The sequence below is a fragment of the Xylanibacter oryzae DSM 17970 genome (genome assembly GCF_000585355.1).
In the GTDB taxonomy this organism is placed as follows: Bacteria; Bacteroidota; Bacteroidia; order Bacteroidales; family Bacteroidaceae; genus Prevotella; species Prevotella oryzae.
In genome coordinates, this window is sequence record NZ_KK073873.1 from 2,158,851 (window position 1) to 2,185,254 (window position 26,404).

Below are 26,404 nucleotides of genomic sequence, written 5' to 3' on the forward strand. Positions count from 1 at the left end.
AATTGTGTCTCCTTATACTACTTCTTCCTTAGATTTTCAATTACAAGTATAAGAATAACTGTAATTATAGTACTTCCACCTATACACTCTAACCACTGAATCCAATTAAAGAAGTTGAATGTTTCTAATGTAAAGAACACTATATTGTATAATAGATCTAATATCAATACATAATAGAAAAAACGATCCCCACCCATACTTTTCAAGCCTGGTTCAAAATCATCATCACTATCTTGAAGCATAAAAAGATCAAGTATATAAGGTTGGATAAGTCCAATGAAAGTAAGTGACGCAGCTGCAACGCCAGGGGTATTGGCAAACATATCTACAGATAGGCCAAGAAAGAAGCTCCATAGCAATATACTCCAACGCGATGTATTGCGACGGAATAACATCACCAGATAGACATATAACAATGGTGTAGCACAATCAAACAGATGGATGTGATTAAACACCAACGCCTGTGCCAAACATAAAACGATAAAAGTCAAGCTTCGTTTTAATATATCTATAGTCATCTCTTAATAATTACTTTTCTGTTTGAGCGAATCTTTTGCTGCATTTAACAGCAGAACTCTTTCTTTTATATTAGGTTCATCAACGACACAGACATCCCTTAGATTTCCAAAATCAGTAGATAACTGTACTTTGAGCCTATATGAAAGTCCATCATGCGAATTATACGCTTGCAGAATTTTGCCAACAAGGACACCTGCCGGAAAAACTGAAGAATACCCACTTGTGATAATCCAATCACCTAACTTAAAATGAGCATGACGAGGAATATCATCAACAAAAGCCTGCTGACTAGGGCCACCAGACCAATGTAAATAGCCAAAATAGCCACGACCTCGGATGGAACAGCTTATATTTGATTTTGGATTCAATGCAGGAATTACAATAGAATAGTGCTTAGATACCAAATATACAATTCCAACTACTCCATTTCCGCAAACTACTCCCATGTCACTTTTTATTCCATCATCACTACCTTTATCCAACGTTATGAAGTTATCATTTCTATTAACCGAATTGCTTATTACTTTAGCAGGTATCAGATGATACTGACTTAGCATTTGCAACTTGTTACGCTGAACAGATGTAGTATCCTTTGTAATATCGTACATCTGAGCACGTAGTTGATTTACTTGACGCTCAAGGTAGAAATTGCGAAGCATTAGTTCTTTATTAACATGAGTAAGGCTGAAGAATTGTTCTACACTTGAGTTCCATTCATAAACCTTTCCCGCAACAACATTGGCAGAACTTAACCATACACTACCTTGGTAGCTATTATACTGGAATAGCAACACAAAACTGGTTACCTCTAATAATATAAAGAGGAACCAGTGATTATATTTCGCAATAAAATCTAAAAGATTGCGCATATTATCTCATTAGGAAAGAGAAACGGTCAACATTCTTCAATGCGATACCGGCTCCTTTCGCTACGCTGTGCAGAGGATCTTCGTCTATATGAAATGGAATATTTATTTTATCTGTAAGACGTTTGTCCAAACCACGCAACAAAGCGCCACCACCAGTGAGGTATATACCATTCTTTACGATATCTGCATAAAGTTCTGGAGGAGTATTCTCTAACGCGCTAAGCACCGCTGTCTCTATTTTAGCTATACTTTTATCAAGGCAATGAGCTACTTCCTGATAGCATACAGGAACCTCCATTGGAAGAGCCGTTATACGATTAGGGCCATGAACTATATAATCTTCCGGTGCTTCTTCACCCAAATCTGTAAGAGCAGAACCAACATGTATCTTTATACGTTCAGCCATACGTTCACTGACTTTTACATTATGTTGACGACTCATATATTCTTGAATATCAGCAGTAAGGTCATCACCGGCTACACGTATTGAATTGTTAGATACAATACCGCCCAATGATATAACAGCAATTTCAGTGCTGCCACCACCAATATCAACAATCATATTACCTTCCGGAGCTTCAACATCAATACCTATACCAATAGCAGCTGCCATCGGTTCAAAAATCAGATATACATCACGACCATCCGCATGTTCTGCAGAGTCACGTACTGCACGGAGCTCTACCTCAGTAGAACCAGAAGGAACGCCAATAACCATACGCAAAGACGGAGAAAAAAGGCGGCTACCTGAATGTACCATCTTTATAAGCCCACGCATCATTTGCTCGCAAGCCGTAAAATCGGCAATAACGCCATCACGTAAAGGGCGTATAACATGTATATTGTCGTGAGTTTTTTCGTACATCATCTTAGCTTTTTCGCCAACAGCGATCATCTTGTCTGTACGACGGTCGAGTGCTACGACAGATGGTTCGTCTACTACAATTTTATCATCACTGATAATAATAGTATTGGCCGTACCAAGGTCCATTGCAATCTCCTGAATAAATGAAAAAAATCCCATCTTTTTTATTATTTCTTATTATAGCTATAAATTCTTATTATTTTTCAAACCAGCCATGAATTGCAGTATCATAGTGACTGCTTACGCCAAATGCGCGTGTTGCAAACATACGACGATCTTCAATATCAGTATTTGCGCCTTTCTTATTAAGTATATTGAGCAACACTGAATATTCTGACTTACTAGGTATAATTACTACATCTTTAAAATTCTTAGCACCTGCACGAATTAAAGAAATACCACCTATATCTATTTTTTCTATTATATCATTTTCAGCTGCGCCACTTGCAACAGTATCTTCAAACGGATAGAGGTCAACAATTACAAGGTCTATAGAAGGAATCTCATATTCCGCCATCTGCTTTTTATCGTTTTCATTATCGCGTCTAGCAAGAATTCCTCCAAATATTTTAGGATGAAGCGTTTTAACACGGCCACCCAATATTGACGGATACGTAGTCACACTTTCTACCGTCTGACATTCATAACCAAGTCCCTCGATGAATTTCTGAGTTCCACCAGTAGACAAGAACTTTACACCCTCTTCATTCAGTTTAGCTAATAATGTGTCCAAACCGTCCTTGTGAAAGACCGAGATTAGAGCGGTCTTTATCTGTTTTGTTGCAGCCATAATATATTTATTAAATATTTCAGACTGCAAAGTTACTAAAAAGGCTTTGACTTTGGTAACTTTTAACGATAAAAAATGTTTTTATTGGCGAAAAATATATTTTTGCATAATGTTTTAAGTTTATAACTATTTATCAACATATTTATTATTAACCAATAATGAAAAACACATTGACCACAATGATATTATTCAAAATATCCACTTACCATGAAAATAATAAGATCTTAATTTAAATGAGTAAGAATTAATATTGCTATAATAATAGCATCAAAAAAAGGCAGTACCGAAATATCGATATTGCCTTTTGAAATCGTAGCGGGACCCAGGATTGAACTGGGGACCTCATGATTATGAATCATGCGCTCTAACCAGCTGAGCTATCCCGCCAATTGCTGATTTGCGGGTGCAAAGGTAATATATTATTTTTAATGCACAAAAAAAAAAACAGATTTTTCTTCTATTTTTAGAATAAATGTATTATTTTTGTGCCATTAATGCGCCAAACACAAGTAAACATGTACTTATGAATAAGCTGAAAATCACTTTAGAGTACGAGCTAAACACAAGATCACCATTTATTATATGGAATCTGATTAGCACAACCGACGGTTTATCCAATTGGGTTGCTAACAATGTAGAACAGAAAGACAATGATATAATATTCACATGGGGTGAAATATGGGGGCATCATGAGATACGTTATGCAAGGATTGTTAATAAGGAAAAAAATCGATTTATAAGATTCAAATGGAACGATGATACTGACGATAATGACTATTGGGAATTAAGAATTGAACAAAGTAAAGAAACCGATGAGTATCTTCTAATTATAACTGATTTTGCCGATAATGATGATCCTGACGGACTTAAATACATATGGAACGAAAATATGAACAGGCTCCATCAAGCGAGTGGAATCTAATATCAGATAAGTAACAACTCTATAGTTGTTTTTTGATAAAAAACTAGAAAATTATATTTACTATAATATTTTTATAGTACCTTTGCAGCACAAATTTGCGCAAAAATCATAATGCTTCGTATAAAAAAATTAGATATATTCATAGCTAAACAGTTTGGAGTCCTTTTCATCGGTACGTTCTTCATTTGCCAATTCGTACTAATGATGCAGTTCTTATGGCGTTACGTTGACGTACTTATAGGAAAAGGATTGTCTCTAGAAATAATGGGGCAGTTTTTTTGGTATATGGGACTTATGCTTATGCCCCAGGCTTTTCCGTTGGCTATTCTGCTATCATCTCTTATCTCTTTCGGTAATTTGGGAGAGAGTTCCGAATTGACAGCCATAAAGGCAGCGGGTATATCATTAATTCAATCTTTCAGGTCTCTTATATTTATAACAATTATCATATCTATCGGATCTTTTTTCTTCCAGAATGTTGTAGGTCCGGCAGCAAATAAAGATTTTGCTACCCTGCTAATTTCAATGAAACAGAAAAGTCCCGAGCTAGAAATCCCGGAAGGAATCTTTTATGACGGGATCCCACAAACCAACATATACGTACAGAAAAAAGACATGAAGACGGGTATGCTTTACGGTGTTATGATATATAAAATGAATGGTAGTTATGAAGATGCGGCTATTATTCTCGCTGATTCTGGTATGCTACGTTCTACGGCCGAGAAGAAGCATTTATTATTAAATTTATACAGTGGCGAGTGGTTTGAGAATATGCAATCGCAACAACTAGCTTCAAGCGCAAGTGTACCTTACAGGCGTGAAACATTTGAATCTAAAAGTATAGTACTTGACTTTGACAGTGGATTCAATATGAATGACGGTTCTTTAATTTCCGGAGATGCAAGAGCAAAAAGTCTTTCTAGAATAAGTCGGGATATAGACTCTATTAATTGTGTATACGATAGTGTTGGGCATAGATTTTATTCGGATGCGATGCGTAGCGACTATTATATACCGCTCACAAGCAAAAAGGATTCTATGAAAGCTATTAGTGAAACTATGAATGGGAAAATAAACATTGATACTGTTTTCGCTCATATATCTTCTGAAAAAAGACAAGCAATTATAAATGCAGCTCTTAACAGGAGTGAAATGATATACAACACACTGCAATACAAAAGTTTCACGACTTCTGACGGAGACAAGACCATACGTGAGCATCAAATTGAAGCAATAAACAAGTTTACGCTTTCATTATCGTGCTTGATTTTCTTCTTTATCGGTGCTCCCTTAGGTGCTATTATAAGGAAAGGAGGCCTTGGAATCCCTGTTATTATATCGGTAATAGTCTTTATTATTTATTATATATTTGACAATACTGGATTCAGAATGGCCAGAGGTGGAATGTGGGCTGTTTGGTTTGGAAAAAGTATTGCAACAGGGGTTTTAACGCCTTTAGCTATCTTTTTCACATATAAAGCTAACAAAGATTCTGTTGTATTCAATTTTGATGTTGATCGAGATATAATGCGAAAACTGCTTGGGTTAAAAATCCAGCGTATGGTATATCGAAAGGAAGTAATAATCAACGATCCTGATTACGCAACAGATATAATCCGCCTAGAAAAATTATCTGATAATGCAACAAAATATTCTAAAGTACACAGGCTATTTATGGCGCCTAATATAATAAAGGTATTCTTTAAATACAAAAAGGACCATATAATAGAAAAGTTAAGTACTGAAATGGAAGAAATTATAGAAGATTTATCAAATACAAATGATAAAATAATCTTGTCTGAACTAAATAAATATCCAATAGTTTCGGTTAAAGCACATACCCGACCATTCGAACATCAATGGCTTAATGTAATGTCAGCAATACTAGTACCACTAGGCATATTCTTCTATCTCAGAATGTGGAAATTCAGATTGAGACTATATTTTGACTTACGTACAATTTCAACAACAAACTCTAATATCATAGAAAGGATAAAAGAGTTAAACAAAAAATAGATATCGTATATATTATTATAATAAGGTGTATAAATATGGAAGACTTTAAATTAAGCAGCATTGAAGACGCTGTAAATGACTTCAAAAAAGGAAAATTTGTAATAGTAGTAGATGATGAAGATCGCGAAAACGAAGGCGACCTCATTATCTCCGCAGAAATGATTACACCAGATAAAGTGAATTTCATGTTAAAGCATGCTCGCGGAGTCCTTTGTGCACCAATAACTCTTGGACGTTGCGATGAGCTAGACCTCCCACACCAAGTGCTAGAAAACACATCTGTATTGGGAACTCCATTCACAATAACTGTTGACAAACTCGAAGGATGCACAACTGGAGTTTCGGCGCACGACCGTGCTGAAACAATAAAAGCATTATCAGACCCTAGTTCTAACCCCCAGACATTTGGAAGGCCTGGTCATGTAAGCCCTCTTTATGCACAAGACAACGGAGTTCTACGCCGCAGCGGACATACCGAAGCCACGATAGACTTATGTAATCTTGCTGGTCTCTACCCTGCTGGTGCATTAATGGAAATAATGAATGACGATGGAACTATGGCAAGAATGCCTCAGTTAAAAGAAATGGCTGAAAAATTCGGACTAAAAATCATCTCTATTAAAGATTTAATAGCATACAGACTAAAAAAGGAAACACTTATTGAAGTTGGAGAAGAGGTTGATATGCCTACTATATATGGTCATTTTAAACTAATACCATTCAGACAGAAAAGTAATGGATTAGAACATATAGCACTAACCAAAGGTGAATGGGAAAAAGACGAACCTATATTGGTACGCGTTCATTCATCTTGTGCTACAGGTGACATCTTAGGAAGTAAAAGATGTGATTGCGGTGAACAATTACATAAGTCTATGGAAATGATAGAGAAAGAAGGTAAAGGTGTTGTCATCTACATGCAACAAGAGGGTCGTGGAATAGGCCTGATGAACAAGATTGCTGCATATAAATTACAAGAAGAAGGCTATGATACTGTTGAAGCCAATATTCACTTAGGATTTAAACCTGATGAACGCGAATATGGATGCGGGGCAGAAATGCTAAGAAATCTAGGAGTTCATAAAATGCGCCTCATGACCAATAATCCGACAAAACGTGTAGGGCTAGAAGCATATGGTCTTGAAATAATTGAGAATGTACCTATCGAAATAACCCCTAATGAATATGATTATAAGTATCTCAAAACAAAACAAGAGCGCATGGGGCACACTCTGCATCTTAAATGAGACGCTAAATGAAATATTTTAAGTTAAATTAGTGAGAATTTGATAGATTTTTTTCTGTAAAAGGAATATTTTGACTACTTTTGCAGCTAGCAATATACTAAAGAACCATCAAGAAAGAATATTATGGCACAACTATCTGATCGTCTGAATAGACTAGCCCCATCTGCAACATTAGCAATGTCACAGAAGAGCAATGAAATGAAAGCTCAAGGCATCGATGTAATTAACATGAGCGTCGGAGAACCCGACTTTTTTACACCAGACCACATAAAACAGGCTGCCAAAAAAGCGATAGACGATAACTTCTCAAAGTATTCGCCTGTACCTGGTTATGCAGACTTGAGAAAAGCAATTGTTGCTAAACTCAAAAATGAGAATGGGCTTGATTATTCCATAAGCGAAGTATTGGTTTCTAATGGAGCAAAGCAGAGTGTATGCAATACAGTAATGGCACTAATAAACCCCGGAGACGAAGTAATAATACCAGCTCCATATTGGGTAAGTTATCCACAAATGGTAAAACTTGCTGGTGGAACTCCAGTATTTATCGAAACCAAAATAGACCAGAACTTCAAAATCACAGCCGATCAGCTTGAGGCTGCTATAACTCCAAAGACAAAAATGTTGATTATATGCTCACCTTGTAATCCAACAGGTAGTGTATATACAAAGAAAGAACTCGAAGGATTGTCAGAAGTTATAAAAAAGCATAACGATTTATATGTCCTTGCTGATGAAATTTACGAACATATCAACTACATCGGAGAGCATTCAAGTTTTGCTCAATTACCAGGAATGAAAGATAAGACAATCATCGTAAACGGAGTTTCTAAAGCATATGCGATGACTGGGTGGCGTATTGGTTTCATTGCTGCCCCTGAATGGATTGTAAAAGGTTGCAACAAGCTTCAAGGTCAATACACAAGTGGTCCTTGTTCTGTAAGTCAAAAGGCCGCAGAAGATGCTTATGTAGGTTCTCAAAGTGAAGTAGAATATATGAGAAAAGCATTTGAACGCCGTAGAGATTTAATAGTAAAATTAGCAAAAGATATTCCTGGATTGGAAGTCAATATTCCCAATGGAGCTTTCTACTTATTCCCAAAATGCAATAGTTTCTTTGGAAAGAGTGACGGGACACATATAATAAACAATTCTACAGACTTTGCTCTTTATTTATTAGAAATGGCACACGTTGCGACTGTCGGAGGGGATGCATTCGGTGCACCTGAGTGTTTTAGAATTAGCTATGCTACTAGCGATGAAAATATAATAAAAGCGATGAATAGAATAAAAGAGGTTTTAATGAAATTAAAATAAGGTCTTAAAAATTTCTGCAAAATATAAAACACAAAAAGAAATAATTAGGGGTTAAAAGTAGTTAATTAATATGGTAGTCCATCATAAATTACTATTTTTGCCACAATTATCGACGGGTGTAGTCTGCAACACATTGCATCAAACCCCGAATTTAATACAAAATAAACTTACAATTTACAAATAACTAAAAATTTAAAAAATTAAAATTATGGGAACTACAAAAACAGCAAGTCCTAAGAAAAAAAGTCAGGGCTTCTCAGGTATCAGAGCAGCATTTTGGATCATCGTAGTATGTTTCATCATTGCAGTTTGTTTCTTCAAATACTTCCTTGGAAGTGGAGAGCATTTCGTCAATGGAGATAATACAGGTGCCGTCCTTAATAGCAATATCTGGGGAACAATCTACAAAGGTGGTGTTGTCGTACCAGTTATTCACACTCTGCTACTAACAGTTATTGCTTTATCAATAGAGCGTTTCCTTGCTCTTCGTACAGCATTTGGAAAAGGTTCATTAACAAAGTTTGTTGCAAACATCAAGACAGCCATCAGCGCTAAAGATTTTGACAAAGCACAGCAGCTTTGTGACAAACAAAGAGGTTCTGTTGCAAACGTTGTACAAGCATCTCTTAACGCTTACAAAGAAATGGAAGCAACTTCTGGTATAAAGAAAGGTCAGAAAGTAGCTAAGATTCAGCAAGCTCATGAAGAAGCAACTCAGTTAGAAATGCCTACTCTTCAGATGAACTTGCCTATTGTAGCAACAATCGTAACACTAGGTACACTTACTGGACTTCTCGGTACTGTAACTGGTATGATCCGTTCATTCGCAGCTTTGGCAGCTGGTGGTGGTGGCGACTCACTCGCTTTGTCTACTGGTATTTCTGAGGCCTTGATCAACACCGCATTCGGTATCGCAACATCTTGGTGTGCTGTTATTTCTTATAACTACTTCACAAACAAGATTGATAAGTTGACATACGCCCTCGATGAGGTCGGTTACTCTATCGCTCAGACATACGAAGCCAATCACGCAGAAGAAGCTTAATTTCTACTAACCCTTTTAAATTTTATCACTATGGGTAAAGTAAAAATTAAGAAAAACGACGTCTGGATCGATATGACCCCTATGAGTGACGTGATGGTCCTCTTGCTGACGTTCTTCATGTTGACTTCAACGTTCGTGAAGAATGAACCAGTAAAGGTTATCACACCTGGCTCTGTATCGGAAATAAAGGTTCCAGAAAAAGATGTGCTGAATATACTTGTTGCGAAAGACGGCAAGATATTCATGAGTATGGACAACCAACTAAGTTTGGAGTCTGTACTAAGCAGCATGACCGACCAGTATGGTTTGTCACTAAATGCTGAGCAGACAAAAAAATTTGTAAAGGATCCTATGTTTGGAGTTCCAATGGATAAATTAGGCGATTATCTTAATCTGAATCCATCTAAGATGGCTGATGAGATCAAGAACCAAGGTATACCTACAGACAGCATAGACAAAAAAGCAAGCGAGTTCCAAAATTGGATAAAAGCAGCTACAAATGATAACGATAAACTTAAGATCGCTATCAAAGCAGATGCCAATACTCCATACAAGTTTGTTAAGAAAGTAATGTCTGAATTACAGGATATGAATCAAAACCGTTATTATCTGATTACTTCATATAAAAAGACGGAGGACTAAAGAATGGCGAAACAGAAAAAAAGTAAACAAAAGAAGATAAATGTCCGTGTAGACTTTACGCCTATGGTGGACATGATGATGTTGCTTATTACATTTTTCATGCTCTGTACGTCTTTGAGTAAGCCTCAGACAATGGAGTTGACAATGCCTAGTAACGATAAGAACATCCAGCAACAGGACCAGACTGCGACCAAAGCTTCTCAGACTATAACTATCTATGTATGTGGAGACAACAAAGTCTTCCACGTAGACGGTTTGCCTAATTATAATGATCCTAAATGTATGAAAGAAACCACATGGGGATCAAAGGGCATACGTAAAGTGTTGATTAATCACGTAATAGAAGATGGATCTACACCTGTACAAGCAATAATGGAAGCTAAAGCTAAACTAGATGCTAAAAAGCTTAAGGAGCCTAAAAAATATACCGATCAAGTATATAATGATGAGCTCACTAAGATAAAAGCTGGTGATGTAGACGGAGAGAAAATCCCTGTTATGACTATCATCATCAAAGCGACAGACAATGCTTCTTACAAGAATATGGTCGACGCACTCGATGAAATGCAGATTTGTAGTATTGGTAAATATGTGATTGACAAAATCAATCCTGACGACATGAAGTTACTCAAGTTGAAAGGTGTAAAGTAATCAATACGAAGACAATTAATTATTAAAAGGAAAGACAATGTCAAAAATTGATTTAACATCAGATGCATGGTGCGACTTGATATTCACAGGAAGAAACCAAACCTATGGGGCATACAAGCTCCGTAAAGGTACTTCTAAGCGTAATATTATGTCTATCATTATCATGCTACTAGCTGCTGCACTCATAGCCTCTTTTATTGGAATCAAATCTATCGTTGACGCAAAACAACAAGTTGCACTAAATGCAGCGATGAATGCTTCTGTAATCAACAACAAAAAAGTCGAGGTTAAGAAAAAAGCCCCAATTAAAGTTGAAGAACAAAAACCAGTTGAAAAAGTAAAAAGTTCTGTTAAATTCACAGCTCCTATCATCAAGAAGGATAGTGAAGTTAAACCTGAAGATGAGTTGAAAACTCAAGATCAGTTGATGAACAACACAAAAGCAATTGGTGGATTCGATGTAAAAGGTAATGACGATGCTGGTGGCGAAGTCCTTAAAGCAAAGGAAATAATTGCACAACCTGAACCTCCTAAAGAGGAAGAAAACAAAGTATTCGATGTAGTAGAACAGATGCCTGCTTTCCCTGGTGGAAATGGAGCGCTGATGTCTTTCTTAAGCAAGAACATCAAATACCCAGTTGTGGCTGAAGAAAATGGTGTACAAGGACGTGTAATCGTTACTTTCGTAGTTGAGAGAGACGGTTCTATTACAGATGTGCGTGTAGCAAAATCTGTAGACCCTTCACTAGATAAAGAAGCACAGCGTGTCGTAAAAAGCATGCCTAACTGGATTCCTGGTAAACAGAATGGTTCAGCAGTACGTGTAAAATACACAGTACCTGTAACATTTAGATTGCAATAAAATGAACAAGAACATATTCTACGCTATTGTAGGATTAATACTATCCTCCGTGCTTTTCTCTTCATGTAATGAGAAACACAAAGGTGGAAGAACTGATACATATTCATCAGGAGCGATTAAATTCGCTTCTGATGAAAGTTTTGGTTCAATAATTGATGAAGAAAAACAAATTTTTGAAAGTGTATATCCAAGTGCAAAGGTCAATCCAATATATACAAATGAAGTGGACGGAATAAACATGTTATTGCACAACAAAGTTTGCTTGGTTATTACATCAAGAAATCTCACTAAAGCGGAATATGCGAACTTTCAAGCGAGACAATTTCAACCTAGAGCAATACCAATTGCCTATGACGGTTTTGCCTTGATCGTCAACAAGAGTAATGTAGATACTTGCATTACAGTTGACAACATAAGAAAAATACTTAGTGGACAAGCTAACAAATGGAAACAAATTAATTCTAAATCCAAATTAGGAGACATTGAAGTAGTTTTTAGTAATGGGAAATCAAGCACTGTTAGATATGCAGTTGATTCTATATTACATGGAAAGCCAATTAATAGTCCTAATATATTCGCAACGAATAAGACATCCGAAGTTATTGAGTATGTACAAAAAACTCCTAACGCAATCGGAATAATAGGTTCGAACTGGCTAAATGAAAAAGGCGATAGTACGAACGTAACATTCAACAAGAAAATAAGAGTAATGTCTGTTAGTAGAATGGCAAAAGCTACACCATACAACAGCTGGAAACCATATCAGGCATATTTATATAATGGAAATTATCCTTTGATAAGAACAATATATGCATTACTTAATGATCCTATAAACGGTTTACCATGGGGTTTTGCACACTTTATGGAATCACCTAAAGGTCAAATGATAATATTTAAATCCGGAATGCTTCCTGTACAAGGGAATATTACAATTAGAGACGTAAACGTTAACGAATAAAATGTCTAACCATTAATATTAAGACAATTATGAAAGCAATAAAATATCTTTTAATTGGAGCAGCGATTGTAGGATTCAGCGCTACTTCTATAGCTCAAAATGATAGCAAAGCGACTATTGAGTCAATTACCAAAGTTATCAAAAACAAAAGTGGTGATGTAGACGACCAAGTAAAGAGTGTATACAAAAACAACAAAAAGAACGCAGAAGTTCTTGTAGGTATTGGTAGAGCTTACTTGGATGTTAAAGATACTGCAAAAGCTAAGAACTTCGCAGATCTTGCCATTAAGGCTGACAAAAAATATGCGCCTGGGTACATTCTACATGGTGACATTGAAGTCATAAAAGACGATGGTGGAGCAGCAGCAGGATGGTATCAACAAGCCATATATTTTGATCCCAAGAATCCAGATGGATACTTTAAGTATGCAAGTATTTATAGAGGAAGAAGTCCGGAAGAAGCTGTTTCTAAATTAGAGGATTTGCGTATTCAGCGCCCAGACATTGCGGTTGATGCAATGGCTGCCCGTATATATTACTCTTCTAATAAATTTGATAAAGCAATAGAAAGCTATTCTAAAGTAGACATGAATAGGTTGGACAATACCGACATCACTAATTATGCTATGGCTGCTTACCTAAAACAGGACTTCAAAAAAAGTTTAGAGATAGCTACATTTGGTATACAAAAATCTCCAAGAGAAGCAGCATTCAACAGATTAGCATTTTTTAATAGCACCGACCTAAAGGATTACGAAAATGCATTAAAATATGCTGATGCATTATTCAACAAATCAGATAGTGCAAAATTCTCATATTTGGACTATACTTATTACGGACATGCTCTCATGGGGGCAAAACAATATGACAACGCAATAGCCCAATTTAAAAAAGCTTTAGCTGAAAACATTGACCGTAAAGAAATTATCGCAGATGTAAAGAAGCAGATTTCATCAGCCTACGAAGCAAGTGGTGATTATAGTAATGCCATTTTGTTCTACAAAGATTATCTAAACAGTATTGAAAAAGAAACTGCAAGTGATTTAGCAGGCTTAGGAACGCTATATAATGAGCAAGCTGATAAATTGACCGGAGCTGCTAAGACAGAAGCATACAAGAGCGCAGATGCAATATATGGTGATCTTGCAGACAAATTCCCTAATGCTGTTGAGTTCGCTGATTTCATGAGAGCAAGAGTTAACTCATATATGGATCCTGATACAAGACTAGGTCTGGCAAAGCCTTATTATGAAAAGTTGGCAGACCTCATCTCTGCAAAAACAGAGAAAGACAATGCAGATAACGCTAGACTTGTAGAATGTTACAGATACCTAGGCTACTATAATTACTTGAAGAAAGACAATGCAACAGCAAATTTATACTGGCGTAAGATTCTCAACATTGATCCTAATAACGAAACTGCAAAACAAGCTTTAGGAATCAAATAAAAATAATAAGCGAAACATAAAAAATGGATATAGAGTTTTCTTTATATCCATTTTTTTAATAAAAAAGGCGACTTAAAAGTCGCCATTTATATTTAATAAATAATCTTCAATTATTTCGGAAGACTAATTGCCTCTGAAGGACAAACATCTGCACAAGTTCCACACTCTGTACACATATCCGGATTAATTGAATATTTTTCTCCCTCAGAAATAGCTCCTGATGGACATTCGTCAATACATGTACCGCAAGCGATACAATCATCACCAATTACGTAAGCCATAATAATTAAATGTTTTTTGTTAATAATGTTTTGTACTTAGTTTTATGTACGATGCAAAGTTACATTAATATTTCTAAATACCTATAATTAGGTATATATTTTTTAATATTTTAAGTTTTGTCAAAATTAGAAAGATACAATAAGAAATCAAGTATAACGTTATAAGTATTATGAAAAGAAAAGTATTATGCTTAACTCTAATAATGTTCCTACTAGCATTAAGAATAAATGCACAAGAAAGGCTAGTAGAGAATATACCTTACGCAGACTTGAAGACATTCCATTTTGGGGTAGTAATCGGTACGCACGTACAAGACACACAATTTAAAAATATAGGAGAACAGACAATCGCTAATGAATCAGGAATTGGCATAAAAAAAGATATTGTATGTGACCAAGACAGATGGGATCCTGGATTTACAGTAGGTGTAGCTGGCGAATTTAAACTTAACAACTATCTCGGATTAAGAATATCCCCAACTATGTATTTTGGCTCAAGACACTTAACATTCAGGAATAGGACAGATTTAGATATTAATAATAATTACACTGAAACATATCAGGATTTAAAAAGCATATACGCTTCAGCGGCAATAGATCTTATATACAATTCACAGAGATTCAACAATCAAAGGCCATATATTCTTGTAGGTATTAATCCGATGCTCAATTTATCAGCAAAGAATGATGACTATATCAAACTAAAGACATATGACTATCTATTCGAAATTGGAATTGGCTGTGACTTTTACATGCCGTTATTTAAATTAAAACCTGAACTAAAATTCTGTTACAGTTTAATAAACAGTTTAGATACAAAGCATGCTAATGATTTGAAAGACAAAAGCATGCTATTGTATACAAATTCGGTGAAAGAATCAAGAACAAAAATGATTGTACTATCCTTCTACTTCGAGTAATCAATAGTGAGCTTACCTACGAAAACTGCATTTTTTCCATTTTGATCAACAGGAACAGGTTTACCATCAATATTTTTCACATATTCGAGTTTCTTCAAATAGGAATGTGAATGACCCCCTAGTACCAAATCAATATTACGAGAATGCGATATCATATACTGATCATCTTGTCCACCAATATCCCAACCTAAGTGTGAAAGACAAATAACAATATCACACTTTTTCTTTTCTTTTAGAAATGTAGCCATTTGCAATGCGACTATTCCAGGATCTTTATAAGTTATCCCTTTATAATTAATTTTAAATACAAGTCCCTCTAGTTGTGGGGAAAGTCCCATTACTCCGATTTTCAAGCCACCACGCTTAATAATAATGTAAGGTTTTACGCAGTCACCAAGCACAGTACCTGTAACATCATAATTAGAACATACAATAGGAAAAGACGCTTTTTTGAATACACGAGCCATATTGTCAAGTCCAAAATCAAATTCATGATTTCCTATTGTTGCGGCATCATACTTCATAATATTCATCAATTCAATTTCGACATCGCCTTTAAACATTGTATAAAAAGGAGAACCTTGCGAGAAATCACCGCTATCAAATAATAAAAGGTTCGGATTAGATTTTCGTTGTTCCGCTATCATAGTTGAGCGCCTGATATAACCGCCTCTATCTGCGAATAATGTATCTCCAATATCTGCTGGTATTGGCAATATACAACTATGAGTATCATTTGTGTGTAGAATTATCAGTTGTCTTTTTTTTCCAAATGAAGAAAAAGCGACAAAAAAAAGACATGTTAATAATATATATTTTGCTTTCATTATTTATTTACCTTTATGCGACCTTCAATTTTTGATTCAATTACAATACCCTCTTTCATTTTCTGCCTAAAGAAATCTGCAATAATATATCGAGTATCGTTTCTATTCGATTTTGGTGAATTTAAATATAATCCACTCTTAAATGCCAACATTTTATCATTCCCCTGGGCTAAATAATCTATTGTTGAGACTCTATAAAAACGGTTCTCATCTATCTGTTTTCCATTAAGTTCACAAGAAACAAGATTTCCGTTTTTTGTTATAACCAGATTAACACCATGACTAACCCCTTCTCCACCTGATGAGGCAATATTTCTAAATAATTCAATGACATCAATACCTTTTAATGTAAGAAAACATATTTTATTCTCAAAAGGAGCGACATCCAAAACATCACCATACGTTACATTGCCTTTAACAAGAGAAGATCTTATTCCTCCTATATTATATACAGCAAAATCAGGTTTTTCATTATATGTACCACCAGCCCATAATAGTATATCTGCTAAAAGATTGGATAACGGACTTTCCGGTCTATAACCAGACATATTCTCGGAAATTTGTCCAACTATAGGAGTCATTATACTGTCCACATGTTGTTTATATGGACGTAAAAACGATAATGCAACAGAATCAGGCTTTTCGTCATAACGTTTGTCAACTATCACTAAGGATCTCTTTATCTCTAATAAATGATAGGTAGAACAAGAATAGCTGGTGAGCAATAGGAATCCTAATCCTATAAATAAAGATTTTTTATTCATAATCATAAAGTTTGGCACAAAGTTAGTTAAAAAAAGAAGAAAATAAGTCAGTTTAGCAAAAAAAACAATTTGGTTCTTGTAAAAGAAAAGAAAAATTAGTACCTTTGCACCGCTTTTCGGCGTAATCGCTGGTAGGATAAGAGTTACCTACTATGTTGCGTTGGAACGATAAACAAATTTAATTATAAATAAGATGGATTTAATTAAAGTTGCTGAAGAAGCATTTGCAACCGGCAAGAACTTCCCTGAATTCAAAAGTGGTGATACTATCACTGTCGCTTACAAAATTATCGAGGGTACTAAAGAAAGAATACAGCTCTATCGTGGTGTTGTAATTAAGATTTGTGGACATGGAAACAAAAGACGTTTCACTGTTCGTAAAATGTCAGGAACAATAGGTGTTGAGCGTATTTTCCCTATCGAATCACCGAGCATCGATAACATTGAAGTTAACAAGCATGGTAAAGTACGTAGGGCCAAATTGTACTACTTACGTAAACTAACAGGTAAAAAGGCTCGTATTCAAGAAAAAAGACAAGTCAAATAAGCCTAAGCCAAGTAGACTTTATGAAATAAAAAGAGGTTCCATATGGAACCTCTTTTTATTTATATACAATGCTTTATTTTTTCGGAATCTGATCCAATTTTTCTTTTTCGTCCCCCTCCCAATTTACCTGTGCATCGGTATCGCCATAAAGAGTTTCCTTAAAACTGTCCCAATCTTGAAAGCCAGCAAATAAAGAAAGTCTATCAAGTGTTCCTTCTTTAGGCTTCTCCAATGTAGATACAGCCCTCCAAAATTTTTTAAAAGACTTTGGATTTAACTTATCCCTACTAATTTTATCCTCTACAACTGTCAATAATTGTCGTAGTGCCCAACGTTTTCTATTCATCTTTATAGAGTTTGACTGCAAATTTAGAAAAATAATATAAAAGGATGCTATTAATCGCCCAAAAACTAAAAAAAAATAGTATTTTTGCAACTGCAAATACAAATAGACTTCATTATAATGAAAGAATTAGCATTAAAGTACGGATGCAATCCGAATCAGAAACCTTCTAGGATATTTATGACAGAAGGAGAATTACCATTAGAAGTAATTAATGGACGTCCAGGATACATAAATTTTCTGGATGCTCTAAACTCTTGGCAGTTAGTAAAAGAACTAAAAGCCGCAACAGGTATACCTGCAGCCGCAAGCTTCAAACATGTATCTCCTGCTGGTGCCGCTGTAGGGCTGCCTTTGAACGATACTCTAAAAAGAATTTACTTCGTTGATGACGTAAAGATTCCATTGACTCCGCTAGCATCAGCTTATGCCCGTGCACGTGGCGCAGACAGGATGAGCAGCTACGGCGATTTTATAGCTCTCAGCGACACTTGTGATGAAGCTACGGCAACACTCATCAAGCGTGAAGTAAGTGATGGCGTAATAGCTCCTGACTATACACCAGAAGCAATAGAAATATTGAAAGACAAACGCAAAGGCACTTACAATGTTATAAAAATTGATCCCAACTATGTTCCAGAATCAATAGAACACAAGCAAGTATACGGAGTAACATTCGAACAAGGTCGTAATGAAGTTAAGCTAGATGACCCAGCCATATTTGGGAATATACCAACAAAGAGTAAAAATTTTACTGCCGATGCAAAGCGAGATTTGATAATAAGTCTTATAACTTTAAAATATACCCAGAGTAATTCTGTATGTTATGTCAAAGATGGACAAGCTATTGGAATCGGTGCGGGTCAACAAAGTAGAATTCATTGTACACGACTTGCCGGTAATAAAGCTGACATTTGGTGGTTACGTCAGAATCCGAAAGTAATGAACTTGCCTTGGAAAGACAAAATACGCAGAGCAGATAGAGATAACACTATAGACGTATACATTAGTGAAGATCACGAGGATGTACTTGCTGATGGAGTATGGCAGAATTTCTTCACTGAAAAGCCTGAGGTTCTAACAATGGAAGAAAAAAAGGTTTGGATTTCAAAAAATAAAAATGTTTCTCTTGGAAGTGACGCCTTTTTCCCTTTTGGAGATAATATTGAGCGTGCACACAAGAGTGGTGTTGATTATATAGCGCAAGCAGGAGGATCTGTACGTGATGATAATGTCATAGAAACATGTGACAAATATGGTATAACTATGGCATTCACAGGTATAAGACTATTCCATCATTAAATATATAAAAGCGAATGAGTAAAGGTGATGCTATTGATGAGATAATTGCTGGAGGCGGTATAGTGTTCAGCAAAGCCAGAGAGGACTCATCAGATCCTAAAAAGATTAAAACAAAGGCAAAGAAGAAGAAGTACATCACTGGAGCACACGGTAGCGGTTCAGCCAAACAAAAAGCTAAATACCGTGAACAGCGTGCGAACAGGCATAAATAAAAAGAAAGACTGCATATTGCAGTCTTTCTTTTTATTTAGACTTTGCCATATAGTTCTTTTGAGACTTTACTTTTACAGCACCATTAGTGCTCTTTGTAAATGTTATAAGATCCATCCTAAGAGACTTATTTAAATGGTCAAATATTATTGCAGGATCGAAAGGCCGACCATTGATACGGCACTCGAAATGACAATGTTCTGTTGTTGCTCTACCTGTACGCCCAGTAAGTCCTACTGGTTGTCCAGCCTTAACCTTATCTCCAACTTTAACAAGATTATGAGAATTATGACTATATAATGTCTCTAGTCCATTGGCATGACGAATCACGACACAGTTACCATAACCGAAATAAGGCCCTGACATTGTAACAATACCATCAAAAGCAGCCAAAATATTATCATTTGGTTTTGTCTTTATATCTACCCCACTATGATGACGTCCACCACCATAAGGACTAATAACATGGCTCCCTGGCAAAGGATAACACCAATCGCCAGGATTAAAATCTGATAAATTTATAGTAAACTCATGCCCTCCATTAAAAGGATCTAACCTTGATGATTTTGCATTAATGTTGTCTGGCTTTAATAGTCCTATTTTATTTGCTTTAGCTAATTCATTACGTATTATACTAACATTAATACGAGCATCAGATCTTTCGCAAAGTATAGTCTGCCGTTTTAGCCGATGCCCGGTAACATCCATTATAATTTCAGGATTGATCCTTCGCCCATCAATCATAATTTCAAATTGGCAATAAGTTTTCCCTCCATTAGAACCAATGATAGCGATAGTCTGACCTGCTTTCACTTTATCGCCAACCTTTACCAAATTCTGCGCATTATGCCCATAGACTGTTTCCAAGCCATTTTTATGACGAATAACAATAACATTTCCATAAGATACATTTTCCCGAGAAAGACGTACGATCCCATCAAACATTGCTTTTACATTATCTCCTTTTTTACTTTTAATCTCCATCTTATAATCATCAGATAGAGAGGCCTTACCTATTGGTAAAGGAAAAGACCATTCCGATGCATTTAACATATCAAAATCTATGCTAAAAGCATTTGAACGATTAAACAATCCAGGAGTTGGAATACTAATCTGTTGTTGTTCAAGAGAAGAAAAAGTCTCATTTGCCTCTGCTGTCATTGTCACAATGAGAGCCAAAGACAATAGTAATTGTCTAAAATGTAAATTCATACGGTCAAAAGGTTTTTTATTATAATTATTCCAAAAGAATTCCTGTGAGTATACGCCCCGAATTAATTGACATTTTACGGGCTGAAAAAAACTCATCAGTATTAGAGTATGTGCATATATTTGCAATCTGAATATTACAGGGGTTCACACCAATGTCAATCAGTTGCAAGCGGTTACATTCCCACAAATCTATATGCCATTTGTCATATCGTTTGCTTATTGATTCCATTTTAAATCCGTTTTCAGCAAACTGCTGCCATACTTCATCACCTACCTCAAAAGCATCTAACGATATTCCAGGACCTATACAAACCTGCAGATCTTCCAGATTTGTCTTATATGCCGCTTTCATAACAGCAACGGCTCGCTGTAAAATTTTAGCTACAGTTCCTCTCCATCCGGCATGAACTGCAGCACAAGCATGATGTTCTCTATCATATAACAAGACAGGAATGCAGTCGGCTGTTGAAACAGCCACACATACATCCGTCATGTTTGTCATTACTCCATCAACATTCTCTAGTATCTGCGTTTGTATCGCATTAGGTAATTTAAAGAAGTCGGGAGCTATTTGCCTTATTTCTATTCCATGGCTCTGGTGTGGCATTATCAAACGATCTTCGTTTATATCCAACTCATTGCACAATGCTCTACGGTTTTCAATGACACAAGCCTCATCATCGCCACAGTACATATTAACATTAAACTCACCATAGTTGCCATGACTGCATCCACCCTTGCGTGTACTGCTAAACGCTTTAACACCAATACCAATATCGTAATATTTTAGGATAGGCTTAATCATCTTTTACATCTTCGTATTCGAAATCATCCAAATCCTCTATATTATCTTCATCAACAAATTCAATGACATCATCTTCACCTTCCAAATGAAGTTCTTCTGATAACTCACCAATATCTTTATCACGATGGACCAAGTTACCTTCTGATATTATCTCATTAAGTTTATTACTTTCACTATTCAATTCCGACCAAAGTACATCTTTTAATTCATCAACACCTTTGCCCGTAACTGAAGAGATGAAAACAACAGGCAAATCATGTGGGATATTTTCACGAAGCATCTCAATGAGCTCTTCATCCAAAAGGTCACACTTAGTAACAGCAAGTACTCTATGCTTATCAAGCATATCAGGATTGAAGTTTTTCAATTCATTAAGTAGTACCTCATATTCATGCTTAATGTCATCGGTATCGCCAGGTACCATAAACAAAAGCAACGAATTACGTTCAATGTGCCTTAGAAATCTAAGTCCAAGTCCTTTACCTTCACTAGCTCCCTCTATAATACCCGGTATATCAGCCATAACAAAAGACTGTTTATCACGATAGCTTATAATTCCAAGAGACGGCTCTAAAGTTGTAAATGGATAATTGGCAATTTTAGGACGCGCGCTAGATAATGCAGAAAGCAAAGTGCTCTTTCCCGCATTAGGAAAACCGACAAGTCCAACATCAGCAAGAAGCTTCAATTCCAAAATTATTGTAAGTTCTTGCATAGGTTCACCTGGTTGAGCAAATCTTGGAGCCTGATTAGTAGAGGTACGGAACTGGAAATTACCCAATCCGCCTCTACCGCCTTTCAACAGTAATACCGTTTGGCCATCATATGTAACATCACAGACATACTTGCCTGTTTCTGCGTTATATACAACAGTACCACAAGGTACATCTATGTATTGGTCTGTTCCGTCAGTACCGTGACACTTATCACTACTACCATTGCCACCATGTTCAGCATAAACATGCCGTTCATACTTCAAATGAAGCAATGTCCAATAGTTATGATTGCCACGAAGATATACACATCCTCCACGGCCTCCGTCACCACCGTCAGGACCACCGTTATACTGGTATTTGACGTGGCGTAAGTGCATTGAGCCCCTTCCACCCTTACCTGAGCGGCAGTATATTTTAACGTAGTCTACGAAGTTGGATTCTGGCATAATATTATATATTATCGATTACAGAACATACATCACCAAAGATACGATCTAATTCGCCATATCCTTTAATGTGATTATGTATTCCCTCTTTTTTATACCAATTAATCAGAGGTGATGTCTGATTATGGTATACATCAAGGCGTTTTTTAATTGTCTCAGCATTGTCATCAGAGCGTCCACACTCCTGTCCACGTCTGATAAGACGAGTCATAAGTTCCTCCTCAGGAACATCAAGTTCTATCATTGCAGCTATTTTATGTCCACGCTCGCTTAGCATTACTTTCAAAGCCTCAGCCTGAGGTATCGTACGAGGAAAACCATCAAAGATAACACCTTTGTGATCTTTTCCAAAACTATCATAGACACTTGCCAGTATATTTACCATCAAATCGTCAGGTATAAGCTGTCCGTTATCTATATATCCCTTTGCGGTTTTTCCAAGTTCAGTTCCTTGCTTTATTTCATTACGAAGTACATCACCTGTTGAAATATGATTAAAGCCATACTTTTTAATCATAAGATCACTCTGTGTGCCCTTACCAGAACCAGGAGCACCAAAAATTACGATATTTTTCATATTAATTTATTATTTGTTTATTATTACTGCTTAAGCGTGTATATATCTCTAAGTTGCCTACCCTGCTGATCATAGTCAAGCCCATATCCGAGGATAAAATCATTAGGAATGCGGAATGCAGTATATTCGATATTTAATGGGATATGCAACTTTTCAGGTTTAAGAAGCAAAGTACATATATGCACTGATTCGGGATTACGTGTCCCAAGAGATTCAATCATCTGCTGCATCGTCGTCCCTGTTTCAACAATATCTTCTACAATTATTACAGTACGTCCAGCAAGACTTTCATTAAGTCCTATAACCTCCTTAACCTTTCCTGTAGAAGTTGTACCCTGATACGAAGCCAGTTTCACAAAAGATATCTCACACGGAATTGTTATATTTCTCATAAGGTCAGCTGCAAAGATAAAAGATCCATTTAACACAGCCAAAAGAAGGGGGTTTTTACCTTCCATATCCTTACTTATCTGTTCTGCTACTTCTTTTACTCTCTTCTGTATTTTTGCTTCAGGTATAGACGTTTCAAATGTCTTATCCTTAATTTTAGTAGTGCTCATTATACAAATTTAAAAATTTTGCTACAAAAATACTAAAAATACTTCAATTTATAGCTATCGGTTAGCATTAATTTTGTATTTTTGCATGTATGAAGATTTTTACAGGCACTCAGATACATGAGCTTGACAAATATACGATAGAAAATGAGCCAATTGCTTCAATAGACCTCATGGAGCGAGCAGCGCGTGCTTTGACACATGCAATTACCGACATATGGAGTAACAGGACACCTGTAGTAGTATTTGCCGGCCCTGGTAATAATGGCGGTGATGCTCTAGCAGTAGCAAGAATGTTATCAGAGCTAGGGTATCATATTAGAATATATTTGTTTAATGTTCACGGTCGTCTATCAGAAGACTGCGCCGTAAACAAGCAAAGAATAATAGATAGTAAACGAATAAAAGACTTTATAGAAGTCGAACAAGAATTCGAACCTCCAACACTAAACAAAGACGACCTTGTCATTGACGGCCTTTTTGGCTCTGGCCTAAACAAGCCTCTTGCAGGTGGGTTTGCATCATTAGTAAAATATATCAATGCATCTGCGGCAAAAGTTGTAAGTATAGACATCCCATCTGGTCTTATGACTGAAGACAACACTTACAACATTAAAGCTAATATATTACATGCAGATGTCACACTTACTCTGCAACAAAACAAGCTTTCATTTCTATTCGCAGAAAATCAGCAGTATATTGGAAAGACTAAGATTCTAGACATCCGACTAAGTTCTGAAGGCATTAATATGATGGATTCTCAATATTCAATGCTTGAAGAGAATGACGTACGAGAAATACTAAAACCAAGAAATGCATTTTCTCACAAAGGAGACATGGGTAACGCCCTGTTAATTGCAGGTAGTTACGGTATGGCCGGAGCTGCAGTCTTAGCTACGCAAGCTTGCATGAGAGCTGGGGCTGGAAAAGTGACCATTCATACTCCAAAGAAAAATAATGATATAATGCAGATATCTGTACCTGAAGCGATAGTAGACCTAGACCAAGAAGAAACATATTTTTCAGAAACTATAGACAGTGATAAATTTGATGCAATGGGTATTGGACCGGGCTTGGGTCTATCTGAAAATACAGCAATCGCACTTATAGGACAGATAAGACGCACACATGCACCAATAGTGATAGACGCAGATGGATTGAATATTCTATCAAGTCATCGTGCATGGCTAGAGCAATTACCACAAGGGATAATAATGACTCCACACCCTAAAGAACTAGAAAGGCTAACAAACGTACACAATATAGAAGGTTATGAAAGACTTTCCAGGGCGAGAGATTTGGCTGAACATTTGCAATCATATATTATATTAAAAGGACATATTTCTGCACTCTGTCTACCTGATGGTCGCGTACTATTCAACTCAACCGGCAATGCTGGTATGGCAACAGCGGGCAGTGGAGACGTGCTTACAGGTATTATCACCGGTCTATTGGCTAGAGGATACAAACAAAAAGAAGCATGTATCTTAGGTATATACATTCATGGGCTTGCAGGAGACTTAGCAGCCAAAGAATTAGGTGAAGAGAGTTTGATCTCTAGTGACATCATAAAATATCTACCTAACGCTTTTAAAAAGTTGAACGATTAAAATCTAAACAAAATATTTATGAGAAAATTATTTATTGCATACCTTCTGTTGACAAGTGTTGCAATATATGCACAAACAGAAGTTAGCCGGTACAAACCGGGCATTACTCAGGATGGAGCAATATACTATCTGCCGAAGACATCTATAAGAATAGATCTTCTTATAGAAAAATCGGTTTACTCTCCTGGAGAATTTTGTCAATATGCTGGCAAATACCTCAACAACGAAGACGTAAAATGTGAATCTCACACTCTGTATAAAATTGCTCAAATTGGTATTTCTTCTGTGGGAATACCTGATACATCTAAATGCTACTCTATTAAATTAAATCCCAAAAATGCTACAACAAAGTTTGTTTTGGACGATGAAGGAATTCTTCTTGCTATAAATGCCACGCCAAAAGTTATTAATCAGCAAAAGGCTTTTAAACCCGCGCCCAAACCTGTAGCTATAAATCCACATAAGTTCATGAATCAAGATATTCTTTCAGCCGGTAGTACAGCTAAAATGGCGGAATTAGCTGCCCAAGAAATATATGATTTGAGAGACAGCAGGGCACAGTTGGCAAAAGGACAGGCTGAGTTTATGCCAAAAGACGGAGAACAACTAAAGATCATGCTTCAGAATCTTGATTTACAGGAGTCAGCCCTTACACAAGCATTTATTGGGACAACAGTAAAGGACACAACCGAACATATAATAATGTATTGTCCTGATCATGAGACTGCAAAATCATTATTATTCCGTTTCTCAAGCAAATTAGGAATGCTAGACAGAGATGATATGGCAGGTAATCCATATTATATAAGTATTGAAGACGAACATTTTGTACCACAGGAAAACACCTTAAATAATGGAAAGAAGAAAAAGACAGAAAATGGACTATTCGTAAACATTCCCGGTAAGATAAAAGCTACGTTATTTAATGGAGATAAAATGTTAGGAAGCATTGAAATTTATGCAGGACAGTTCGGCCATGCAGAATGTCTAAGTACAGAACTTTTCAATAAGAAATACGAAACACATCTTACATTGAATCCTAACACTGGAAGTGTTGAAAAATTAGAAACACTTTTGCAACAATAACAAAATAACACTTACAATACATGATAAAAGCGGAACCCCTAAGAATAAGG

The 26,404-nt window shown here is 36.2% G+C and carries 29 protein-coding genes and 1 tRNA gene; 16 read left to right on the forward strand and 14 right to left on the reverse strand.

Features of this window, described 5'->3' with window-relative positions:
* Positions 1 to 17: 17 nt before the first annotated feature.
* The 5 genes from mreD to XYLOR_RS08660 form a co-directional block, all read right to left on the reverse strand.
* Positions 18 to 518 carry a rod shape-determining protein MreD gene (gene mreD / locus XYLOR_RS08640; RefSeq protein WP_036878478.1) on the reverse strand — a complete coding sequence of 167 codons (501 nt, stop codon included), beginning with the start codon at positions 516 to 518 and terminating at the stop codon, positions 18 to 20.
* A 3-nt stretch (positions 519 to 521) separates the two neighbouring features.
* Complete coding sequence (mreC, locus tag XYLOR_RS08645) at positions 522 to 1,388, reverse strand: rod shape-determining protein MreC (RefSeq protein ID WP_036878481.1); 867 nt, start codon at positions 1,386 to 1,388, stop codon at positions 522 to 524.
* A gap of 1 nt (position 1,389) precedes the next feature.
* Positions 1,390 to 2,412 carry a rod shape-determining protein gene (locus XYLOR_RS08650; RefSeq protein ID WP_036878482.1) on the reverse strand — a complete coding sequence of 341 codons (1,023 nt, stop codon included), beginning with the start codon at positions 2,410 to 2,412 and terminating at the stop codon, positions 1,390 to 1,392.
* A 37-nt stretch (positions 2,413 to 2,449) separates the two neighbouring features.
* Entirely contained in the window at positions 2,450 to 3,043 is a 594-nt protein-coding gene (locus XYLOR_RS08655) for an IMP cyclohydrolase (protein ID WP_036878483.1), read from the reverse strand.
* 313 nt (positions 3,044 to 3,356) lie between these two features.
* Positions 3,357 to 3,430: transfer RNA gene (locus XYLOR_RS08660), tRNA-Met, on the reverse strand.
* Positions 3,431 to 3,566: 136 nt separating this feature from the next.
* Between XYLOR_RS08660 and XYLOR_RS08665 the strand changes: the two genes are divergently transcribed.
* From XYLOR_RS08665 to XYLOR_RS08710, 10 genes are all read left to right on the forward strand, one after another.
* Positions 3,567 to 3,965 (forward strand): START-like domain-containing protein, encoded by a 399-nt coding sequence (locus tag XYLOR_RS08665; RefSeq protein WP_036880966.1) that lies wholly within the window; start codon positions 3,567 to 3,569, stop codon positions 3,963 to 3,965.
* Between the two features lie 111 nt (positions 3,966 to 4,076).
* On the forward strand, positions 4,077 to 5,981 hold the full coding sequence (locus tag XYLOR_RS08670) for an LptF/LptG family permease (RefSeq protein ID WP_036878485.1): 1,905 nt from the start codon (positions 4,077 to 4,079) through the stop codon (positions 5,979 to 5,981).
* Positions 5,982 to 6,016: 35 nt separating this feature from the next.
* The gene (locus tag XYLOR_RS08675; RefSeq protein ID WP_036878487.1) at positions 6,017 to 7,228 is read left to right on the forward strand and encodes a bifunctional 3,4-dihydroxy-2-butanone-4-phosphate synthase/GTP cyclohydrolase II; all 1,212 of its coding nucleotides are present in this window, start codon (positions 6,017 to 6,019) and stop codon (positions 7,226 to 7,228) included.
* A 123-nt stretch (positions 7,229 to 7,351) separates the two neighbouring features.
* The gene (locus XYLOR_RS08680) at positions 7,352 to 8,545 is read left to right on the forward strand and encodes a pyridoxal phosphate-dependent aminotransferase (RefSeq protein WP_036878488.1); all 1,194 of its coding nucleotides are present in this window, start codon (positions 7,352 to 7,354) and stop codon (positions 8,543 to 8,545) included.
* A 208-nt stretch (positions 8,546 to 8,753) separates the two neighbouring features.
* A complete protein-coding gene (locus XYLOR_RS08685; protein WP_036878489.1) occupies positions 8,754 to 9,590 on the forward strand; it encodes a MotA/TolQ/ExbB proton channel family protein in 837 nt (278 codons plus the stop codon).
* A 30-nt stretch (positions 9,591 to 9,620) separates the two neighbouring features.
* Entirely contained in the window at positions 9,621 to 10,232 is a 612-nt protein-coding gene (locus XYLOR_RS08690; RefSeq protein WP_036878490.1) for an ExbD/TolR family protein, read from the forward strand.
* A 3-nt stretch (positions 10,233 to 10,235) separates the two neighbouring features.
* Positions 10,236 to 10,883, forward strand: a complete 648-nt coding sequence (locus XYLOR_RS08695; protein ID WP_036878491.1) for an ExbD/TolR family protein — start codon at positions 10,236 to 10,238, stop codon at positions 10,881 to 10,883.
* A gap of 37 nt (positions 10,884 to 10,920) precedes the next feature.
* Positions 10,921 to 11,745 (forward strand): energy transducer TonB, encoded by an 825-nt coding sequence (locus tag XYLOR_RS08700; protein ID WP_036878492.1) that lies wholly within the window; start codon positions 10,921 to 10,923, stop codon positions 11,743 to 11,745.
* Position 11,746: 1 nt separating this feature from the next.
* The gene (locus XYLOR_RS08705) at positions 11,747 to 12,703 is read left to right on the forward strand and encodes a PstS family phosphate ABC transporter substrate-binding protein (RefSeq protein WP_036878493.1); all 957 of its coding nucleotides are present in this window, start codon (positions 11,747 to 11,749) and stop codon (positions 12,701 to 12,703) included.
* A 29-nt stretch (positions 12,704 to 12,732) separates the two neighbouring features.
* Positions 12,733 to 14,151, forward strand: a complete 1,419-nt coding sequence (locus tag XYLOR_RS08710; protein ID WP_036878496.1) for a tetratricopeptide repeat protein — start codon at positions 12,733 to 12,735, stop codon at positions 14,149 to 14,151.
* Positions 14,152 to 14,261: 110 nt separating this feature from the next.
* Here the strand turns inward: XYLOR_RS08710 and fdxA are convergent, their stop codons facing one another.
* The gene (gene fdxA / locus XYLOR_RS08715; protein WP_036878498.1) at positions 14,262 to 14,432 is read right to left on the reverse strand and encodes a 4Fe-4S ferredoxin; all 171 of its coding nucleotides are present in this window, start codon (positions 14,430 to 14,432) and stop codon (positions 14,262 to 14,264) included.
* A gap of 170 nt (positions 14,433 to 14,602) precedes the next feature.
* Between fdxA and porT the strand changes: the two genes are divergently transcribed.
* On the forward strand, positions 14,603 to 15,352 hold the full coding sequence (gene porT / locus XYLOR_RS08720; protein ID WP_036878500.1) for a type IX secretion/gliding motility protein PorT/SprT: 750 nt from the start codon (positions 14,603 to 14,605) through the stop codon (positions 15,350 to 15,352).
* Here porT and XYLOR_RS08725 read toward each other — a convergent pair.
* Both XYLOR_RS08725 and XYLOR_RS08730 read right to left on the reverse strand, forming a co-directional pair.
* Positions 15,340 to 16,179, reverse strand: coding sequence for a bifunctional metallophosphatase/5'-nucleotidase (locus tag XYLOR_RS08725; RefSeq protein ID WP_036878503.1), 840 nt, complete (start codon positions 16,177 to 16,179; stop codon positions 15,340 to 15,342). The two genes, porT and XYLOR_RS08725, sit on opposite strands and share 13 nt — an antisense overlap.
* Entirely contained in the window at positions 16,179 to 16,943 is a 765-nt protein-coding gene (locus XYLOR_RS08730) for a 5'-nucleotidase C-terminal domain-containing protein (RefSeq protein ID WP_036880968.1), read from the reverse strand. Before XYLOR_RS08730 ends, XYLOR_RS08725 begins: the two co-directional genes overlap by 1 nt.
* Positions 16,944 to 17,136: 193 nt before the next feature.
* On the opposite strand from XYLOR_RS08730, the gene rplS reads away from it, so the two are divergent.
* The gene (rplS, locus tag XYLOR_RS08735; protein ID WP_036878505.1) at positions 17,137 to 17,490 is read left to right on the forward strand and encodes a 50S ribosomal protein L19; all 354 of its coding nucleotides are present in this window, start codon (positions 17,137 to 17,139) and stop codon (positions 17,488 to 17,490) included.
* A gap of 73 nt (positions 17,491 to 17,563) precedes the next feature.
* Here the strand turns inward: rplS and XYLOR_RS08740 are convergent, their stop codons facing one another.
* Complete coding sequence (locus tag XYLOR_RS08740) at positions 17,564 to 17,836, reverse strand: hypothetical protein (protein ID WP_036878507.1); 273 nt, start codon at positions 17,834 to 17,836, stop codon at positions 17,564 to 17,566.
* 117 nt (positions 17,837 to 17,953) lie between these two features.
* Here XYLOR_RS08740 and XYLOR_RS08745 point away from each other — a divergent pair, with 117 nt between their 5' ends.
* Both XYLOR_RS08745 and XYLOR_RS08750 read left to right on the forward strand, forming a co-directional pair.
* A complete protein-coding gene (locus XYLOR_RS08745; RefSeq protein WP_036878509.1) occupies positions 17,954 to 19,135 on the forward strand; it encodes a phosphoribosylaminoimidazolecarboxamide formyltransferase in 1,182 nt (393 codons plus the stop codon).
* Between the two features lie 14 nt (positions 19,136 to 19,149).
* Positions 19,150 to 19,347 (forward strand): hypothetical protein, encoded by a 198-nt coding sequence (locus XYLOR_RS08750; RefSeq protein ID WP_036878511.1) that lies wholly within the window; start codon positions 19,150 to 19,152, stop codon positions 19,345 to 19,347.
* A gap of 31 nt (positions 19,348 to 19,378) precedes the next feature.
* Here XYLOR_RS08750 and XYLOR_RS08755 read toward each other — a convergent pair whose 3' ends face one another.
* From XYLOR_RS08755 to hpt, 5 genes are read right to left on the reverse strand one after another with little or no spacing between them, the layout of a single operon-like run.
* Positions 19,379 to 20,557, reverse strand: a complete 1,179-nt coding sequence (locus tag XYLOR_RS08755) for a M23 family metallopeptidase (protein WP_036878513.1) — start codon at positions 20,555 to 20,557, stop codon at positions 19,379 to 19,381.
* Between the two features lie 25 nt (positions 20,558 to 20,582).
* Positions 20,583 to 21,362 (reverse strand): peptidoglycan editing factor PgeF, encoded by a 780-nt coding sequence (pgeF, locus tag XYLOR_RS08760; RefSeq protein ID WP_036878516.1) that lies wholly within the window; start codon positions 21,360 to 21,362, stop codon positions 20,583 to 20,585.
* Complete coding sequence (obgE, locus tag XYLOR_RS08765; protein WP_036878519.1) at positions 21,355 to 22,524, reverse strand: GTPase ObgE; 1,170 nt, start codon at positions 22,522 to 22,524, stop codon at positions 21,355 to 21,357. The genes pgeF and obgE overlap by 8 nt, the downstream gene beginning before the upstream one ends.
* 4 nt (positions 22,525 to 22,528) lie before the next feature.
* Entirely contained in the window at positions 22,529 to 23,101 is a 573-nt protein-coding gene (locus tag XYLOR_RS08770; protein ID WP_036878521.1) for an adenylate kinase, read from the reverse strand.
* 23 nt (positions 23,102 to 23,124) lie between these two features.
* Positions 23,125 to 23,661, reverse strand: coding sequence for a hypoxanthine phosphoribosyltransferase (gene hpt, locus XYLOR_RS08775; protein WP_036878523.1), 537 nt, complete (start codon positions 23,659 to 23,661; stop codon positions 23,125 to 23,127).
* 89 nt (positions 23,662 to 23,750) lie between these two features.
* Here hpt and XYLOR_RS08780 point away from each other — a divergent pair, with 89 nt between their 5' ends.
* Both XYLOR_RS08780 and XYLOR_RS08785 read left to right on the forward strand, forming a co-directional pair.
* On the forward strand, positions 23,751 to 25,268 hold the full coding sequence (locus XYLOR_RS08780; protein WP_036878526.1) for a bifunctional ADP-dependent NAD(P)H-hydrate dehydratase/NAD(P)H-hydrate epimerase: 1,518 nt from the start codon (positions 23,751 to 23,753) through the stop codon (positions 25,266 to 25,268).
* A gap of 18 nt (positions 25,269 to 25,286) precedes the next feature.
* Positions 25,287 to 26,354 (forward strand): DUF4831 family protein, encoded by a 1,068-nt coding sequence (locus XYLOR_RS08785; RefSeq protein WP_036878528.1) that lies wholly within the window; start codon positions 25,287 to 25,289, stop codon positions 26,352 to 26,354.
* Positions 26,355 to 26,404 lie beyond the last annotated feature (50 nt).